The organism is Nostoc sp. C052, from assembly GCF_013393905.1.
In the GTDB taxonomy this organism is placed as follows: Bacteria; Cyanobacteriota; Cyanobacteriia; order Cyanobacteriales; family Nostocaceae; genus Nostoc.
In genome coordinates this window covers 243,703-262,235 of the sequence record NZ_CP040275.1, presented here as the reverse complement: position 1 = coordinate 262,235, position 18,533 = coordinate 243,703, and the positions used below count along the sequence as shown (strand labels likewise).

Below are 18,533 nucleotides of genomic sequence, written 5' to 3'. Positions count from 1 at the left end.
TTATTTCGCTACAAGCTCAAGATTACAGGATTTCTGCTCCTCTCTAGTAAGTTTTGCCACGCTAGATTATTTATGGTAACTAATTTATTTCTTGCCAGTGGAGTATTCTGGATACTGACCTATATTTTATTGATTAAACGTGGTTTTGAAGATCAAACTTATGGAATGCCATTAGTTGCTCTATGTGCAAATATTTCATGGGAATTTATATTTTCATTCCTTCATCCTCATCAGGCACCACAACTTCAAGTCAATATTGTATGGTTTTTTCTTGATGTAATTATCTTGTTTGAATTTCTAAAATTTGGACAACCTGAGTTGAGATATTTACCAAAAAAACTGTTTTTTCCCATATTTTTATTAACCTTAGTTGTTAGCTTTTTTTGTGTACTTTTTATCACCTATGAGTTTCATGATTGGAGTGGTGCATATACAGCTTTTGGACAAAATCTTATGATGTCTATTCTTTTTATTGATATGCTAGTCAGACGCAACGCTCTCAGAGGTCAATCAATATTTATTGCTTTATTTAAGATGATGGGAACTTTACTTGCTTCTTTTGGTTTCTATCTTTCTTTGCCAATACAAGGAAGATCGCTCTTGTTTGTATTTTTATATACTGCGATTTTTGTCTTTGATCTAATATATGTATTTATGATTGCTACTCAAATGAAAGATTTGAGAAAAGAACAATTAGATAAAATAACTGTTTTATAACAAATAAAATTGTTGATTAATACAAGTGTTTAATTTTTTATAGAAAAATTAAAAGATATGTGAGAAATTGAGAAAGAGTGATTTTAATTATGTAGCGCATCTACTTAAAGTCGCAGATATTCTCTTTGATAAGATTGTTTTATTTAATGTCCTAACTCTTAATCTAAATAAAATCTGACACAAATGAGCGAAATCCTTCTTGTAGTAGATGGGGTATAAGTAGTATTCATGCAGAAAACCGGGTTAAGAAATATTACATAAGCAATACAAGCATTTTTAGAATCTGAAACCCTTATTTTATCGTTGAGCAGTGGCTTGACGATCAGCAGAGCGTCAATCACCTTGGTTATCAGGAGAATCTTTATCTAATAAAGCTTTTAAGCTTAACTCGGTTTTCTGTTGAGATGATACTCATACCCATAGTTGTTCAAAATACTACCGATTATAGGTGCTTGGTTTGATTAAAAATGAAGGCTGGATGCTGGATCGTTGCGTTGTTTTGTAACTTGCGATCGCCCCGTGATCGATTACGATTATTGTTGCTAAATTGACAAGTATTTATTTTCAATGAAGCATGAGTTTAATTACTACTCCTAAAGGATGAAACTTGCAGCTATTTATAATAATATCAATTCTCTGTGAAGCTGCACATTATTTTGACCCTTCCCAACCTCCCTGATACTTTGGTGAGGTTGGGAGGGGTTCTTTCTATGCATCTTCATTTGGGAGGGGTTCTTTCTATACATCTTCATACAAAATTGGTATAACTTAGTTAAAATACGTTTTAATTCCAGTTTCTAATTGCGATAGTAGACTGCAATATAATTGCATAAATCTAGTAGTGAAAGTATTACTACGAGGAGCAAATAGAAATTGTTTGTAAAAGCAATGATGTTTTAAAAAAGGTTTAAATAGTGTGTGACTTGTATAACTTCTACTAAAACGTTCCAATGGTAGAGGTTATATTGCGATAAATTTGTAACTATTAAATGTGCAGTGAAAAAACTTAAGCAGAGACATTCATTGGCTTAGAGATACTCCTCAGTAAACTTCATAGATATCAACAAGCGTAAAAATTATTTTTTGACAGATCCTGATTAGGCAAACAATTAATCAACATGAGTAATCTAATGACACAATCTCTCTGGCTTTGTGGTACTTGCCTTAACATCGTTGCCAACCACACCACTACAGGAGGTCAGTACGATCTGATCGAAGGCTACTTTCTTCCCGGCACACAAACACCCCCCATCTCCACACGCGCTATTGCAAACAACTCTACCTGCTCTTCCGATTAATGAATCGGTGTTCTAGGTAACATATATACCAACGACAAGTGGTTTTGGTTTTTAAAAGCCTCAAGAATGGGCTGGATCATAGAAGTTCTTGAAATTCTATTGCATGAGCAGACTAACACATTAGGAGATACTTAATGAAATCAATAAAACTTCAAAAATCGATTTTTCAAATTACTTTTGTGTTGTCTAAAGTATTCTTATCAACAACACTGATAGCAGAATTGATTGGAGTTTCACTAACTAGTACAGCGAGCGCAGTAACATTTCCAATACAAAAACCTCCGATTTTGGTTGCAACAGCGTATACCGATTTATCATTACCCACCTTGCATCCCGGGGATCGAGGTAAAAGCGTTAAAATATTGCAGAAAATTCTCTTAGATAATAGTTTTTTAGAAGCAGCAGCAGTCAGATTAGGAAATCCGCGTGGTGCAATTGTTGATGGAGTATTTGGTTCCATTACCGAATCTGCGGTAAGGGATTTACAAAAACGGTACAAAGTTCCAGTTACAGGACAAGTGAATCCTCGTACATGGGAAGTGTTGGATATGCATGAAAATCCTTATCACTCACCACTTCCCTGGAAATTATAACGGCTTTACCAAAAGTACCGAAGCAGATAGATTGGCTTTAGACTCTAACTCAAGTTGGAGACAACCTTCCACTGCGAGATGGACAGGTTCATCCATCACTCGATTGTCCAAAAATTTCAACTCAGAGTGGAATGGCACTAAGAAAAAATACAGTCCTTTCTCTGACTGGAACAAGCCTCTAAGCTGGGAACCCATTCTGGGAGGGCTGCCGCCTCCATTAGCTTGACAAGAGGCAGAAGCCCACTTGAAATACATTCTCAGCCTGGAGGCTGGGAACAAGACGAGACAAGCCTTTGGGCTTTTCTTAGTGCCATTCGTATATAAGCCTTAGCGTTTTTTATTTCATCCTAATCAAAAAGCTGCCTAAATCACAGTCAGCTTTTTTATGAGGTTGGATTAGGTGCGTTCGCACTTATTCACTCATCAAAATTAATCGGCTTGCCATTGAAGTGACCGGAGATAATTTCCGGTCTAAGCGACCCAGGTAAACTAATTTTATGTGACTATCTGACACAAAAAGGGCGTTATTAATATAACTGTTAATTGTAAGCCTTGTAATAGGTGATTAAACCTCCTAATTACGAATTACAAGATTTAAAAACGCTCTAATTCTTCATATAGATTTAAGAATAATTAGTTAAGTCAAGCAGTTCCAAGATGAATAAAAAATGATACATGATGACCGTTATACACTAGCCACTGGAAAAGAAGGCGTAAATCGATTGCAAATTCTTCACCAAATCCATAAGCCATATACAGAGTTTTTACTTGCGCGAGTTGGACTCTGCGAAAGAATGCATATAGCTGACATTGGTTGCGGTATTGGAAGTGTTTCCAATTGGTTAGGCGAACAAGTTGGATTCAACGGTTCAGTTATTGGTGTAGATGTGAGTGCAGAGCAGGTAGAACAGGCACGAGGAAATGCAGACGCACTTGGCTTGAGTAATGTAAAATTTGTCTTGGGCAGCGCTTACAATACAGGATTACCTCATAACTCCTTTGACCTAGTTTACTGCCGCTTTTTGCTAATCCATCTGACTCGCCCTAAAGATGCACTGGAACAAATGCTGGCACTACTCAAGCCGAATGGATTGTTAGTGTGTGAGGAAGCCGACTTTAGCACTGCTTTTTGTCAACCTGCTAACTCTAGCTACGACCGTTGTTTTGAGCTTTTCCTTAGACTAGGTAACACTCGTAGCCAGCACTTTTGTATGGGAAGCAAGCTTTACCAAATATTTCAAAATGCTGGCTTGCTGACGCGAGAAATTTTTTTAGTGCAGCCTGTCGCAGTTCACAAAGAAACTAAGCGTTTTATAGATTTGTCACTCAAAGAGGCAGCTGATGCTTTAATTGAAACTGGAATAACAACACCAGAAGAGATTAAGAAAACTATAGAGCAAATAAGAGAGTTGGCAGAGGACGAAACAACACTGTTTGGCATCCCTCGTGTGACACAAATCTGGGCACGAAAATAACTATATAGTTTCTTGAAGCTTTACAGAGTTATTGGATTGTGAAGAGAAAATCAATTCTCTAGTGAACAACTGAAAGCGGATGATAGTTGATTAACCTTTTAAATGGGAAAGATAACTGTAGTGACCTGCAATTATAAATCCCCCGACCTGCAATCATCGCTGTATTGAGCCAGGATTATTTGCAACTATAATTTTATTTGAGCCAGGATTAATTGCAACTGAGCCAGGATTAAATGCAACCAGCCTGCAATCATCCGTTTCGACCAGAATTAATTGCAAATAAGCTTAACACTTTACTAGGGTTGAGTTTGATAAATTAACTTTGAATTCTTTACGAGTTTATTTACTGAAAAAACAACGGTAAAAGGAACTCTAAGCCTTACTAGTGACGCAGTTAAGAAAACGTTCGTTTTTTTACTTTTATAGTTGCATTTAATCCTGGCTCAAACAGAGGAAAAGCAGGTAGGTTGCAAATAATCAAGGGGAACGTTGCATTTAATCCTGGCTGAAGCGCAATTATAGTTGCATTTAATCCTGGTTTGTAAATGTCTTGATTGCAGGTTTGAGCGATTAGTATTGCAGGTCGTTACACCTATTTACGTACGCTCTTACCTACTGAATAAAACTATGAAAAAAGAAGCCCAAATAAATGATTGCGATCGCATTATTTTATCTTCTTTTTGTAAAGAAGATAAACCTAGATTTATTATTGGCAATGGCGGGGCTGGAATCACTCGCTTTGTAGACTATATGGCTGAGTCTTTCTTGGCACAAACAAAGGCAGAATATTGTATTGCTTGGAAAAAATCAGATACAGAGGAGACACTACAAGGTTTAGCTAATGGTTCAATTGATGTCGGCTGGGCTTATGGAATCGAACGGGTATATAAAGAGTACAAAGAACGTAATTTTAGTTTTGCACCGGTCTATATTTTTCGCGATCATTTCACTCTCATAGGCTCTCTTACCAATCCAGTAGCTTTACCTATATCTGAAGAACTTACACCGCACTACTCTAATCATCAAGTACTAAAGCTTTTTAAAAAGATTGCTTCAGGTCAATCTGGTGTTTATTTTTTAACACGCAATGACAAATCTGCTACCAATTTTATAGAACGGAAAATATTTAAAAAAATTCTTGGTCGTTTACCTGAAGTTGGAACCGATTCGTGGTATCTTCCGCTTAAAAGCAAAGAACATTATCCTGATACTGCTCTCCAAGAAGCTAACGAGCGAGGTTACTATACTCTGACTGACCGTGGTATTTGGAACTGGGCAGATCCTGACAAACGTAAAAATCTTCGTGTCTTCTGTGAAGCTGGGGATATTAATCCTAATGATATTTTGCTCAATCCTTGCCTAGCAATGTTAAAGAACACTACTCCACCTATTGAAGCGATTCAGTTTGTAGAGTGGTTAGCTAATTCAGGTCAAGCATTTATTGAAGAATACAAATTACATAGAGTAAGGCTTTATAGCAAAGCTCCTATTGCAGTATTAAATCATTTTTGATAACCTAAAACCCCAATTTATTATAATAAATTGGGGTTTTATCAATTATGGTAATTAATTACTTTAGCTTCAACTCTCAAGTGTTAATATGAATAATAGTTACCCTTTTAACTTGAACTGGTTCAACTATCATTGGCAATATATAAAATACTTCGCCTCTAAATACATTGTCCGTATGAGCTAATACAGATACACTGCTTTTATGCAAGCTATCAATGCAGACTGGGTTTCTAAACTGAATTACTAGACCTAATTTAGTAAAGAAATTTCTTAAATCCTGAGATTTTAAATTAAATAATTGATCCTCTAGAATATTGCTAGAATTTTCCTCTTGTTGGGTTGAATCGGTACGTATGCTTTGAATCATAATGTGAGAAAAATTTTGATCCATAAATTAGAAAAGAGTTAACGAAAATTTAGGCTTTCGCGCTAATCACAAATTAAAACTTTGAATCAAATCATGAGTGAGAGTTGAAATTCTGAATCATAACTAGAGAATGAGTTGAAAAAACACAATTGGACAAAACTTGCACAAAAAATCCCTGACAAAATTGTTCTAACTTAAACTTTTAATTCAGAATATGATTCAAATACCCATGTTATGGTTCAAAAGTTTTGTTTTAGTAGATATCTGAGTAAAAATCAAATATTTCATTGTCCAAGCGAACGCTCTGTTGTTGGGCGATCGCCTACTCAAATCGTAGCTGAATAATAATGATAATCAAGCCGAAGAATTGATACAACCGTCGCTTTTATCAGTCTTTTTATCCCCTACGCGATAATCATTATTAATAAAAAAACTCGAATATTAAAAGTGAACTATAAACTGGATACTCATTTCTGAAGCATATCATGAGTTGAAATCTCATTTTTTAGTTCAAATCACAGTACGTTGTTTTCCTCTGTCTTTGATAATTCCTTTTTCTTTAAATTGCTTTAACAAGATATCTAGTAATTTTTGTTCGGCACTTCCAGAAATTAAGCGGACTCTGAATTCGCAGAGTACACTAAAATCAAAGCCTGAGTCTGTCAAATAAGAGAGAAAGTGCATACTTCCAATCAATTCTACTGCGAACTGCAACTGAAACGCTTGTCTGTCAGTCATGTCTTCGATATATTGCATGACGCAGACCAAAGCTAACCGCCAAGGACTAAAAGCGGGTTGCCCAAGTGTTGGAAACAGGTCTTCAAAATCTTGGTCGTTGTAGAGAGTACCGATTTCATCCCTCATGGTCATGTAGAGATTGCCTTTTGGGAAAGCGGCACGAGCCACACGCACTGTTTCTTCTGGGATGGGGTCTATGGATTGCGGTTGAATCACTCAATTCCTCCTTCACCGCAGGTGATGGTAGATGCTTGTTGATTAACATCATCCCATTTTCCTCAACGTCTGTTCGCTTTAGCATTTATAAGGTTTTCAAATGTGAAGAAATATTTCGCCAACAGCATCCGATGATACTCATACCCATAGTTGTTCAAAATACTACCGAGTATAGGTGCTTGGTTTGATTGAAAATGAAGGCTGGATGCTGGATCGTTGCGTTGTTTTGCAAGTTGCGATCGCCCCGTGATCGATTACAATTATTTTTGCTAAATTGACAAGTATTTATTTTTAATGAAGCATGAGTTTAATTACTACTCCTAAAGGATGAAACTTGCAGCTATTTGTAATAATATCAATTCTCTGTGAAGCTGCACATTATTTTGACCCTTCTCAATCTCCCTGATACTTTGGTGATGTTGGGAGGGGTTCTTTCTATGCATCCTCATTTGGGAGAGGTTCTTTCTATACATATTCATACAGAATTGGTATAACTTAGTTAAAATACGTTTTAATTCCAGTTTCTAATTGCGATAGAAGACTGCAATATAATTGCATAAATCTAGTAGTGAAAGTCTTACTATGAGGAGCAAAGAGAAATTGTTTGTAAAAGCAATAATCTTTTAAAAAAGGTTTAAATAGTGTATGAATTGTATAACTTCTATTAGAACCTTCAAATGGTAGAGGTTATATTGCGAGAAATTTGTAACTATTAAATGTGCAGTTAAAGAAACTCAAGCTGAGACGTTCATTAGGTTAGAGATGCTCCTCAGTAAAATTCATAGATATAAACATTATTTTTTGACGGCTCCTGATTACGCAAACAATTAATTAAATGAGTAATTTCATGACACAATCTCTCTGCTTTTTTGGCTCTCGCCTCAGCATCATTATTGGAGATTAATTAAATATATGCAATCTTTCGAGGTCTATCGCCCTTTGGGTGCGGGAGAGCAAATCTTCTGGCTCCACGATCAAGCTCATTCCTTACATTTCGCTCTCACAGCCCAAATCAAAGGAAAATTCACAGTTACTCAACTTCAACAAGCACTCCACTTTGTACAGCAAAGGCATCCATTCCTCCGAGTTCGGATTGCTCTGGATGAAGCAAAGCACCCTTGGTTTGTCGAAGACTGTGCTGATATTCCACTGCGGGTTGTGCAGAGGCTATCCGAACAACAATGGCAGCGAGAAGTTGAGCAAGAAATCGCAACGCCTTTTATTTGGTCACAAGCTCCGTTAGTGCGGGTTGTCTTGGTTCACTCCAGCAATGGCGCAGAATTATCAGAATTGATTGTGATATGTCATCACTCGATCGCTGATGGTATTTCTGTAACTTACTTAATTCGGGATATTTTGCAGGCGATGCCTACAGCAACCCCTTCGGTGTACGCTACACCCACTACATTCGGACAGTCTTTATCCGTGCCTCCGTCACTAGAGGATTTGATTGTCGATCGAACTCCCGAAAAAGTTTCTTTGCTAAAGCCAATTCCTACATTCATCAGTGATTCCTTTGTGGTTGGGCAACGTGCGAAGCAACCTAACTGTTCATTTGTCAGTTCTGGTTCACTTTCGCCCGAAACAACGCACTTACTCATCGCTCGTTGTCGGCAAGAACAAACGAGTGTTCATGCTGCGATTTGTGCCGCTTTTCTCTTAGCAGTCCGCCAGCAAAATCATTCAAAACAGACGCAGAACCTCAACTGTACGTCACCGATTAATCTCAGACCATACTTGACATCTGCAAACCAGGAAAATCTCAGTTTATATATTGGTGCTGAACGGACATCGCACCTCTTAAGCTTTGATGCCGATTTTTGGGAAGTCGCTCGTTCTGCTAAACAACAACTCAAGCAAAGTATGACATCTAACAAGCTGTTTGGGAAGATTTTTCAATTTCAACAATTGCTGTCCACCCATCCTAGTCCTGATGATACTTTACAAGTATTTAAAGACCAATTGGACTACGATATCACCGTTAGCAATCTCATGCGCTTGACGATCGCGCAACAGTTTGGAGAGCTAGAACTTCAGGCTATCTATGGGCCTGTAGTGACGACAGGTGTCAAAAACGATCGCTTAGTTGGCGTAGCGACTTTGGGAGATCGGCTATTCTTCACGCTCGTGTGTTCAGAACGGGTGATGCTGCAATCCCAGACAAAAACACTCCATGAGGAAGCTATACATCTACTAAATGAGGCGATCGCATCCAACTACGAGGAGCAAAGAGAAATTGTTTGTAAAAGCAATGATCTTTTAAAAAAGGTTTAAATAGTGTGTGACTTGTATAACTTCTACTAAAACGTTCAAATGGTAGAGGTTATATTGCGAGAAATTTGTAACTATTAAATGTGCAGTGAAAAAACTCAAGCAGAGACATTCATTGGCTTAGAGATACTCCTCAGTAAACTTCATAGATATCAACAAGCATAAAAATTATTTCTTAACGGCTCCTGATTAGGCAAACAATTAATCAACATGAGTAATCTGATGACACAATCTCTCTGGTTTTTTGGCTCTCGCCTCAGCATCATTGCAGATCACACAACTACCGCAGGTCAGTACGATCTGATCGAAGGCTACTTCCTTCCTAGTACACAAATACCCCTCCATCGCCACACACGCTATTCTGAACAAATCTATGTACTGTCCGGGGAGTTTACGGTTTGGGCAGGTGAGAAGAAGGCTGTGTTGAGTGCTGGTGAAAGCTTCCTGATTCCTACTGCCACACCCCACACCGTCGCCGTGCTTAACGATCAGCCAGCTCGCGTGTTGGTCGTTGCTGCGCCAAGTGGCTTTGCTCGGCTGATCGCAGCAGTCGGTACACTTGATGAGAAAGAAATACCGGATATGGAACTGTTTGAACGTATTTGCGTTGAGATCGGCGACGAAATTTTGGGTCCGCCTGGAACCTTACCCTCGGCATGATGCTAGGAGAACATAGAAATCGTCTTAAAACAATGAACAAAATCGGTGCAGAAGTCAGGCATAACCCATAACCATAGTTTGAATGCTGGTAAATTTCATATCACTATTGGTAGGGCTGCAATTGAGAAACTTTGAGCAACAATATATACAAGTAAGGAGTTGATAGGTGAAGCCATCACCAACTATGCACGCGCTGATTGTAGATAATTTTCAAACTGCAACATTTCGTACCGCCGAAATTCCCCGACCGGAACCCACTGTCAACCAGGTCCTGGTGCGAATCAAGGCAAGCGGTGTCAACCCGCTCGACAGCAAAATCCGCACAGGTAAAGCGCCCCATGCCAAACCTGTACTCCCTGCTGTGCTGGGAACCGATCTGGCTGGGGTCGTTGAAGCAGTTGGACAAAATGTCACCGCGTTTAAAGTCGGTGATGAGGTCTACGGACTGACGGGTGGAGTCGGTGGACTGCAAGGTTCACTCGCTGAATTTGCCGCAGTTGATCCCGATCTACTGGCAAAAAAACCAACCAACCTCAGTATGCGTGAAGCAGCAGCTTTACCCTTGGTGGTTTTGACTGCATGGGAAGGACTTGTCGATCGCGCTAATGTACGCGATGGTCAGAAAGTCCTCGTACTTGGCGGCTCTGGCGGTGTTGGTCATGTCGCTGTGCAGATTGCCAAAGCGCGTGGTGCCAAAGTGTTTGCTACTGCCTCGGCTGTTAAGCACGATATGCTGAAACAACTGGGTGCTGTACCGATAGACTACCACAGTGTATCAATTGAGCAGATTGTGCAATTGTATACAGATGGTCACGGCTTTGATCTGGTCTACGATACCGTTGGCGGCTCCACTTTAGACGATGCATTTCAGGCAGTACGCATTTACGGACATGTCGTTAGTAGCTACGGCTGGGGTCAGCACTCCTTGATGCCACTCTCGCGGAAGGCTGCTACGTATTCAGGCATATTTGTGCTTCTGCCTCTACTGAATGGTGAAGGGCGTACTCATCATGGTGAGATTCTGCATCAGGCTACGCAGTTGGTGGATGCAGGACAACTACGCCCAATTGTTGATCCTCGCCATTTTACGTTGGATACCGCACTGGATGCCCACAAGGCGGTTGAGCAAGGCACATCGGTGGGCAAAATCGTAATCGACATTGCAATATAGTTCAAGCTGGCTTGGAGAAGAACAAAGAAAAGCCCATTCAAACCTTGGTTATCAGGAAAGGCAGAGGGCAGGAGGCTCAGTTGGCAGAAAGGAATTCTGAATTCCAGCGCTGAAGCTACGACCGGAGGGAGTAAGGGTTTAAGACCCCCACCAAATTTTCAATTTGGTGGCTCTTGTTCAGGAGGGGTCTGAATTCCCAACTGATGTAAACCTTCTGCCCTCTGCCTTCTGCCTTCTGCCTTCTTGAATGAAGCTCATGGCAGGATAACGTTTCCCCAGATGACTACAGGTACTTATTTTTAGTCTGAACTTGAGACTAATTCAAAATTATCTGTTCCTGGCGGAATGCATTAACGGCTCCAAGGTGGACTGGGGATATTTCTCTCATTAGAACGCAGCATGAATGCGAAGAACCGAATTTTTGAACAGGAGAATCACGATTATGACAATGAATCAACGTTCTCAGGCAGAAGTGGTTGCACAAGTGACCGATCGCAATGCGAAGCTCGACATCGCTCGTCGTTTTCAAACAGCAATCGCTGCACGGGATTGGAGTGCAATGCGCGCCCTCCTCGCTGACGACGCACACTGGACACTGCCGGGCGACAACATGATCTCAGGCACTGCAAATGGAGCTGATGCCGTAGTTGATCGCGCCCGCAAAATTACGAGCTATGGGCTGAACTTCGAGCTACAGCACATTCTTGTCGGCCGAGACAACGTGGCTCTGTCTCTGCACAATACTGCCCGACAGGGCGAGCGGGTACTTGATGAATACTTGGCTACGGTCTGTCAGTTCAAGGATAACAGGATTGCCGCGCTCGAAACCTTCCTCTCTGACATTGACGGCATGAATGCCTTCTTTATCTGAGTCAAAGGACTGAACCAATAGCAGTTCAGAATTTAAACACCCAAATATCTCAGGTGAGTCATGACCACATTTCACACAATTTCAATCGATGGTTTAGATATCTTCTACCGAGAAGCTGGTTCCCGCAGTAATCCAACGATTCTTCTGTTACACGGCTTTCCGACCTCATCTCACATGTTTCGCAATCTGATGCCTGCGCTTGCTGATCACTTCCATCTAGTTGCCCCGGATTATCCGAGCTACGGCAACAGTTCTATGCCAACTGTGGATGAGTTTGACTACACGTTTGATCGCTTGTCCCAAATCGTGGAGAAATTTATTACGGCGATCGATCTCAAGCAATATAGCCTCTACGTAATGGATTATGGCGCTCCCATTGGCTATCGGATTGCAGCTAAATATCCAGAGCGAGTGGAAGCGCTGATTGTCCAAAACGGGAATGCCTATGAAGAAGGTATACGCGGCGAATTTTGGAACCCAGCTAAAGCCTACTGGCAAGACCGTTCTCCTGAGAATGCTGACAAGCTCAGATCCTTTTTCACACTGGAAACAACGAAGTGGCAATATACCAACGGCGTTCGCAATCTGGAAGCAATCAGCCCTGATACCTGGAATATGGATCAACCTCTCCTCGATCGCCCCGGCAACGATGAGATTCAGCTAGCACTACTCTATAGCTATGGCACGAATCCACCACTATATCCGCAATGGCAGGAGTATTTTCGCAAATATCAGCCACCTACCTTGATTGTTTGGGGTAAAAATGATGACATCTTCCCAGCCAAAGGCGCTTATCCCTACAAGGACGATCTCAAAGACGTTGAGTTTCATTTACTCGATACCGGACATTTTGCCCTAGAAGAGGAAGGAGATGCGATCGCAGATCATATCCGTCGCTTTATGACAACTCATGTCAGACAATCACAGGACGGGAGCAACACGATTTTGTGAGGTGGCAAAGCTGGGGGGCTTTTTGCATTGCTCCCCACAGGACACAGGACTCATCATCATGAAAAAACTAGACCAAAAAATTGATCTTACAACCAATACCGTTGCCAATTTACGAGGGTGGGTTGATGCTCCTTGCACCATTAACTCGCTGTTCTCTGAGGTTTGGTAAAAACAATAAGTCATAAAAATTCCTTTGGGGTTTACCACAAGGTTTTTTTAACGTATTGCCCGCAGTATAAAGGTTCTGACAGTCCTATCTATCTCAGAAGCTAAACGTTTATGTATGGGGATTTTGCCAGTTTTTGCCAAAATTTTTGTAGGCTCTTATTTTGGCAAAGGTATTGACAACACTAATGAAAACAATGAAAACACTACTGAAAAGATCCGCGTTACTCTTGCTCTGCCAATCAGCGTCTTAGTTAATTTTTCCTTACCTGCTTCTGCTGATTCAACTGCTGGCATCATCTTGAGTACTAAATGCCAAGGCGGCAATAACATCAATATTTGGCAGGATTATAATTCTGGTGAACTGCTCTATCGGGCGACCAATCCCAACGGTAATTTAAGTTTGGGCAAAGGAACTAAGCAAGCGACAGAAGGTGTTCAAGTGCATAAGTTTCGGAATAGAAACTATGAATATTGGGTGTGGGATGGCACGTTAGATAGCCCGCAGTCTGGAACTTTAGAGGTGTATAAAAACAATCGGATCTTGATGCGCCAAACTTGTAGGAAAAATTGAATCTTCAGTACTCTCAATACTTCTCGGGTTTTGCACTTTTAACTCGGAATCGGGTTTGGGGAAAAGGTTAAACCAATTCGCAATTGGCAACTCTTGGAGACGCTAAAAGCGAACGCCCCGCTACGCTAACGCAATTACGTTTTGTGACGGGGATTTAGACCCCGACACAAAATGTGATGCCGTTATTAGGCAGGGGACTTAAACCCCCAAAGTTCGTTAACCGAAAAGTATTGTCAGTACTCTTTCTCATAGAGGTTTATTAAACATGTTCGATCTCGACCAAACTATCAAAGACCGACACTCAACCCGAAAATTCTTATCCAAACCCGTACCGCGAATTTTACTCGATGAAGCTCTTGCTCTAGCACAGCTCGCGCCGTCGAATTCTAATACCCAGCCGTGGCGGGTAGTATTTGCTGAAGGTACTCGACGCGATCAACTGAAAAAGGCTTTGCTAAAGCAAGCGCAGCATTTTGACGAGTCTCAACTACCCAAAATCGCTCAACTGCCAGAGGCATTTCAGCATTACCGCCAGGAACTAGGCGAACAAGTCTATGGAGCGATGGGGATTGCTCGTGAGGATACAGCAAGTCGAGAACGAGCCGTTCTGCGTAATTACGAATTTTTTGATGCCCCAATGGTCGGTATCGTTTGTATGCACCGAGAACTAGGCGATGCGGATGCTTTAAGTGTAGGGATCTATTTACAAACGCTGATGCTGAGTCTGACTGCTCGTGGACTGGGTACCTGCGCTCAGGTTTCGCTAGCCGCTTATCCTGAAATCATTCGCAGCGAGTTAAATATCCCACCGGAATTATCGATCCTGTGCGGTTTAGCCGTTGGCTATACCGATCCTGATTTTCCTCCTAATCACCTGCATATTAGCCGCGATCCCGTTGAGAACAATATCTCATTTCTCGACGATCTTGAGCTAGTAGTCTGCCAACCCAAAAATGCTAAGTGAAGACTGGGGAAAGGGTAAAGGGTAAGGGTTTAAATACCTTACCCTTTACCCTTATCCCCAGAGGGGGCTGTTCAAGGCTCAGGGTACAGGCGATCCAGAGCCGTGCATTCGGATGCTCGACGGTTTCAACGAGGGCTGGATCGAGTTCGAGAGTGGTGAGTCTGGCTCCATCAAAGGCGAAGTCGAACTGGCAACTGTTCTGAAAAGCTTGGTGGAGCGATGATTCAGGAGATTATACCCATGTTATGACACCCTATTTCAGTGAATCATGTCTCAAAATACACCCAAGGAAATTAACAATGACTACGTTATCTGGAAAAGTCGCACTCGTTACAGGTGGAACATCAGGGATTGGTAAAGCAACCGCTCTAGCTCTAGCTCAAGCTGGAGCAAAAGTAGTTGTCGCAGGTCGTCGGCAAGTTGAAGGTGAAGAAACAATTCGACAGATTCAAGCGATGGGTGGGGAAGGCTTTTCTGTGACGGCAGATGTTTCTAAAGAAGCCGATGTGCAGATACTGATTGAGAAAATAATGACACACTATGGAAGACTCGACATTGCTTTCAACAATGCTGGAGTGGAACAAGATTCCACACCCTTAGCAGAGCAAACCGAAGCTACTTACGATCACATTATGGATATCAATGTTAAAGGGGTATGGTTGTCTTTGAAACATGAGATTCCAGCTTTGTTGAAAAGTGGCGGTGGGGCGATCGTCAATACTAGTTCAGTTTTGGGTTTGGTCGGTGGTGCAATGGTGCCGATTTACACTGCTAGTAAACACGCTGTAGAAGGGCTAACAAAATCAGTGGCATTAGAATTTGTCAAGCAAGGAATTCGGGTGAATGCCGTCAGTCCGGGTCCAATTCAAACCGAAATGCTCGATCGCCTTTTCAAAGCAAATCCAAAAGCGACCGAGGATTTCATCAAAGGGCAGCCAATCGGTCGGATTGGTACGCCGTCAGAAGTGGTAAATGCTGTATTATGGCTCTGTTCAGACGCTTCTAGTTTTGTCACTGGACAATCGCTCACAGTTGATGGTGGATTTATCGTGCAATAACGAAAAACATTCCTCTGGCAGGTTAGGCATCTTTTGCGGTTTCTGCACAGAACATTCCGCGCTGAGTTCCCAAAAGCGTATCCACTCCGCAGATTAGACCTCTAACACTGTTTCGGTTGGAAATTCAGGGTTTTATAGGCAAATCAAGGAAACTACCAATGAAAACACGCAAACTCGGCAATCAAGGACTTGTGGTTTCAGAACTAGGACTGGGCTGTATGGGAATGTCTGATTTCTATGGTGGACAGGACGATCGAGAAGCGATCGCCACGATTCACCGAGCATTAGAACTCGGCATTACCTTACTGGATACTGCCGATATGTATGGCCCCTTTACCAATGAAGAGTTGGTAGGCAGAGCCATCAAAGACCGTCGCGATCGGGTCGCGATCGCAACGAAGTTTGGTATTGTGCGATCGCCAGAGGGTGGATGGAACGGTATTAACGGTAAGCCAGAGTATGTGCATCAAGCCTGTGATGCATCGCTGAAGCGGTTGGGTGTAGATGTGATTGACCTTTATTATCAGCACCGGATTGATCCGGAAGTCCCCATTGAAGACACGATTGGTGCAATGGCGGAACTGGTGCAGCAGGGAAAAGTGCGCTATCTAGGGCTTTCAGAAGCCACTCCGTCCACGATTCGACGCGCTAATACTGTTCACTCCATTTCCGCCCTACAAACAGAATATTCCCTCTGGAGCCGCGATCCCGAAGATGAAATTCTGCCCACAGTGCGGGAATTAGGTATTGGATTTGTACCCTACAGTCCATTGGGTCGAGGCTTTTTGTCAGGACGATTCACCAGCCCAAATGATTTTTCAGAAGACGACTACCGCCGATCTTCCCCTCGCTTTCAGGGAGAGAATTTCTACAAAAATCTGCAATTAGTGGAGCAGGTAAAGGCGATTGCGGCTGAAAAAGGAGCAACGCCCAGTCAACTCGCCCTGGCATGGCTGTTAGCCCAAGGAGAAGATATCATTCCCATTCCGGGTACCAAGCAGCGCAAATATCTGGAGGAGAACGTTGCAGCAACAGAAGTTCAGCTGACAACAGACGACCTGAACCGAATTGAAGTTGTTGCACCAAAAGGAGTGGCCGCAGGCGAGCGCTACCCCGCTAATATAAGGTCGCTGCAAGAGGCATTAACGAACAGCAGACGATCTCAGCCAAATTGAAGCTGTGTACCAAGACAGCACCTTAAAGGAGATGTGGAATGAACCCTGAATACTACGACGACATTATTATCGGCAGCGGCAAAGCAGGTAAAACCTTAGCACCAGCGCTAGTTGCGGACGGACGTAAAACCGCTCTGGTGGAACGCAGTTTAAGCATGATTGGTGGTGGGTGCATTAACATCGCCTGCATCCCTACCAAAACGATGGTTGCCAGTGCAGAGGTAGCCAATACTGTGCGACACAGCGCTGCTTACGGTGTTAAAGCCAATGCACCCATTGTTGATTTAGCAGCCGTAATTGGGCGCAAACGATCTGTCGTACACTCCATGCGTGAAATGAATTTGCACAATTTAGAAACTGCTCTGGGTCACGAACTGATCGTTGGAGTGGGACGATTTGTATCATCCAAAACGATTGAAGTGACAACGGCTCTTGACACCACTCGCTTACTCACCGCAGAACGGTTTTTTATCAATACAGGCACGCGACCGTTAATTCCATCGCTACCCGGACTCACAGAAGCTGGTTTTTTGACGAGCGAATCGATCATGGAACTGGAACAGTTGCCGGAGCATCTGATCGTACTTGGGAGTGGCTATATTGGGTTGGAGTTTGCCCAGATGTTCCAGCGCTTTGGCTCTCGCGTTACTGTGATTGGGCATAGTGAGCAAATTCTATCAAATCAAGATTCAGATATTGCGATCGCCGTTCAAACGCTGCTGGAACGAGAAGGCATTGAATTTTTGCTGAAGACAAATGTATTGAGGGTAGATCGCGTTGACAATGCGACTGTCCTTCAGTTCCAGGTGGACGATCGCTCCCTTAGCCTCCAAGGTTCACATTTGCTCGTCGCTATCGGTCGTACACCAACCACTGATAGCTTAAATTTAGCCACCGCTGATGTGGCAACTGATGCCCACGGGTTTATTGTAGTCAACGAGCGCCTAGAAACAAACATACCGGGGATTTGGGCGTTAGGCGACATCAATGGAGGACTGCAATATACCCATGTCTCGCTCGACGATTACCGCATTATCAAAGCGAATCTGATTGATGGCGGCAACCGCAGCACGCGCGATCGCTTGATTCCATCCTGTCTGTTCATTGATCCCGAACTGGCTCATGTGGGTCTGACCGAAACTGAAGCACAGGAACAAGGGTATGCCATCCGCGTGGCAAAACTGGATGCCTCAGCGATTCCTAGAGCAAAAACTCTTGGTCAAACTGATGGACTGATGAAGGCGATCGTGGATACCGAGACAGGTCGGATTTTAGGGTGTTCCCTGTTGTGTCATGAAGCGGGGGAAGTGATTTCGACGGTGCAGATAGTGATGCAAGCTCAGATGCCTTATACCGTTCTGCGCGATGGAGTCTTGACTCATCCCACGATGACCGAAGGGTTAAACATGCTGTTTTCAAAGTTGTAAGGCAGATATCCCCTCAATAATTGTGACTTTGACGATAAATTGAGCAAAATTCTGAATTATAAAATTTCCATTAAAAGAGGGTAATTCCCTAGAGGGAGTAGGTTCAGGCGATTGGGGTGGCTTGGGAGGTCTACCTTTAGAGGCAAAGTGTGTGAGATTTTTGACCACCACATAAAGCACAGGCACCAGCAGCAGACTCATGATGACGGAGACCAATAAGCCGCCAAACACTGCCGTACCGAGCGATGTCCGGCTGGCTGCACCAGCCCCAGATGACAGTAGTAGGGGAAGGAACCCACACAGGGCAGCAATTGTGGTCATTAACCCTGT

19 protein-coding genes are annotated in these 18,533 nt (G+C 42.4%); 15 read left to right on the top strand and 4 right to left on the bottom strand.

Features of this window, described 5'->3' with window-relative positions; translation table 11 throughout:
* Positions 1-72: 72 nt before the first annotated feature.
* The 3 genes from FD723_RS37415 to FD723_RS37405 all read left to right on the top strand — a co-directional run bounded on the left by FD723_RS37415 (position 73) and on the right by FD723_RS37405 (position 2,608).
* The gene (locus FD723_RS37415; protein ID WP_179070229.1) at positions 73-717 is read left to right on the top strand and encodes a hypothetical protein; all 645 of its coding nucleotides are present in this window, start codon (positions 73-75) and stop codon (positions 715-717) included.
* 1,118 nt (positions 718-1,835) lie between these two features.
* Positions 1,836-2,015: a hypothetical protein gene (locus FD723_RS37410; protein WP_179070228.1), complete on the top strand. Its 180-nt coding sequence runs from the start codon at positions 1,836-1,838 to the stop codon at positions 2,013-2,015.
* Between the two features lie 134 nt (positions 2,016-2,149).
* A complete protein-coding gene (locus FD723_RS37405; RefSeq protein WP_179070227.1) occupies positions 2,150-2,608 on the top strand; it encodes a peptidoglycan-binding protein in 459 nt (152 codons plus the stop codon).
* On the opposite strand, the gene FD723_RS37400 is transcribed toward FD723_RS37405, so the two are convergent.
* Positions 2,603-2,863, bottom strand: coding sequence for a hypothetical protein (locus FD723_RS37400; RefSeq protein ID WP_179070226.1), 261 nt, complete (start codon positions 2,861-2,863; stop codon positions 2,603-2,605). The genes FD723_RS37405 and FD723_RS37400 overlap by 6 nt on opposite strands.
* A 413-nt stretch (positions 2,864-3,276) precedes the next feature.
* On the opposite strand from FD723_RS37400, the gene FD723_RS37395 reads away from it, so the two are divergent.
* Positions 3,277-4,083, top strand: coding sequence for a class I SAM-dependent methyltransferase (locus tag FD723_RS37395; RefSeq protein ID WP_179070225.1), 807 nt, complete (start codon positions 3,277-3,279; stop codon positions 4,081-4,083).
* Between the two features lie 627 nt (positions 4,084-4,710).
* Positions 4,711-5,595, top strand: a complete 885-nt coding sequence (locus FD723_RS37390) for a hypothetical protein (protein WP_179070224.1) — start codon at positions 4,711-4,713, stop codon at positions 5,593-5,595.
* A 76-nt stretch (positions 5,596-5,671) separates the two neighbouring features.
* Here FD723_RS37390 and FD723_RS37385 read toward each other — a convergent pair whose 3' ends face one another.
* Entirely contained in the window at positions 5,672-5,986 is a 315-nt protein-coding gene (locus tag FD723_RS37385) for a hypothetical protein (RefSeq protein ID WP_179070223.1), read from the bottom strand.
* 486 nt (positions 5,987-6,472) lie between these two features.
* A complete protein-coding gene (locus FD723_RS37380) occupies positions 6,473-6,916 on the bottom strand; it encodes a transposase (protein WP_179070222.1) in 444 nt (147 codons plus the stop codon).
* A 912-nt stretch (positions 6,917-7,828) separates the two neighbouring features.
* On the opposite strand from FD723_RS37380, the gene FD723_RS37375 reads away from it, so the two are divergent.
* The 10 genes from FD723_RS37375 (at position 7,829) to FD723_RS37330 (ending at position 18,203) form a co-directional block, all read left to right on the top strand.
* Entirely contained in the window at positions 7,829-9,190 is a 1,362-nt protein-coding gene (locus FD723_RS37375; protein ID WP_179070221.1) for a condensation domain-containing protein, read from the top strand.
* Between the two features lie 207 nt (positions 9,191-9,397).
* Complete coding sequence (locus FD723_RS37370; protein WP_256875374.1) at positions 9,398-9,847, top strand: cupin domain-containing protein; 450 nt, start codon at positions 9,398-9,400, stop codon at positions 9,845-9,847.
* Positions 9,848-10,031: 184 nt separating this feature from the next.
* Positions 10,032-11,018 carry a zinc-dependent alcohol dehydrogenase family protein gene (locus FD723_RS37365; RefSeq protein WP_179070256.1) on the top strand — a complete coding sequence of 329 codons (987 nt, stop codon included), beginning with the start codon at positions 10,032-10,034 and terminating at the stop codon, positions 11,016-11,018.
* A 442-nt stretch (positions 11,019-11,460) separates the two neighbouring features.
* Entirely contained in the window at positions 11,461-11,889 is a 429-nt protein-coding gene (locus FD723_RS37360) for a nuclear transport factor 2 family protein (protein ID WP_335061985.1), read from the top strand.
* Between the two features lie 60 nt (positions 11,890-11,949).
* Positions 11,950-12,840: an alpha/beta fold hydrolase gene (locus tag FD723_RS37355; protein WP_179070220.1), complete on the top strand. Its 891-nt coding sequence runs from the start codon at positions 11,950-11,952 to the stop codon at positions 12,838-12,840.
* A gap of 283 nt (positions 12,841-13,123) precedes the next feature.
* Positions 13,124-13,579: a hypothetical protein gene (locus FD723_RS37350; protein WP_256875373.1), complete on the top strand. Its 456-nt coding sequence runs from the start codon at positions 13,124-13,126 to the stop codon at positions 13,577-13,579.
* Positions 13,580-13,844: 265 nt separating this feature from the next.
* Positions 13,845-14,543, top strand: a complete 699-nt coding sequence (locus tag FD723_RS37345; RefSeq protein ID WP_179070219.1) for a nitroreductase — start codon at positions 13,845-13,847, stop codon at positions 14,541-14,543.
* Between the two features lie 299 nt (positions 14,544-14,842).
* A complete protein-coding gene (locus tag FD723_RS37340) occupies positions 14,843-15,601 on the top strand; it encodes an SDR family oxidoreductase (protein WP_179070218.1) in 759 nt (252 codons plus the stop codon).
* A 158-nt stretch (positions 15,602-15,759) separates the two neighbouring features.
* A complete protein-coding gene (locus tag FD723_RS37335) occupies positions 15,760-16,776 on the top strand; it encodes an aldo/keto reductase (RefSeq protein ID WP_179070217.1) in 1,017 nt (338 codons plus the stop codon).
* Between the two features lie 38 nt (positions 16,777-16,814).
* The gene (locus FD723_RS37330; RefSeq protein ID WP_179070216.1) at positions 16,815-18,203 is read left to right on the top strand and encodes a mercuric reductase; all 1,389 of its coding nucleotides are present in this window, start codon (positions 16,815-16,817) and stop codon (positions 18,201-18,203) included.
* On the opposite strand, the gene FD723_RS37325 is transcribed toward FD723_RS37330, so the two are convergent.
* Entirely contained in the window at positions 18,192-18,524 is a 333-nt protein-coding gene (locus tag FD723_RS37325; protein ID WP_179070215.1) for an efflux RND transporter permease subunit, read from the bottom strand. The genes FD723_RS37330 and FD723_RS37325 overlap by 12 nt on opposite strands.
* Between the last annotated feature and the right edge of the window lie 9 nt (positions 18,525-18,533).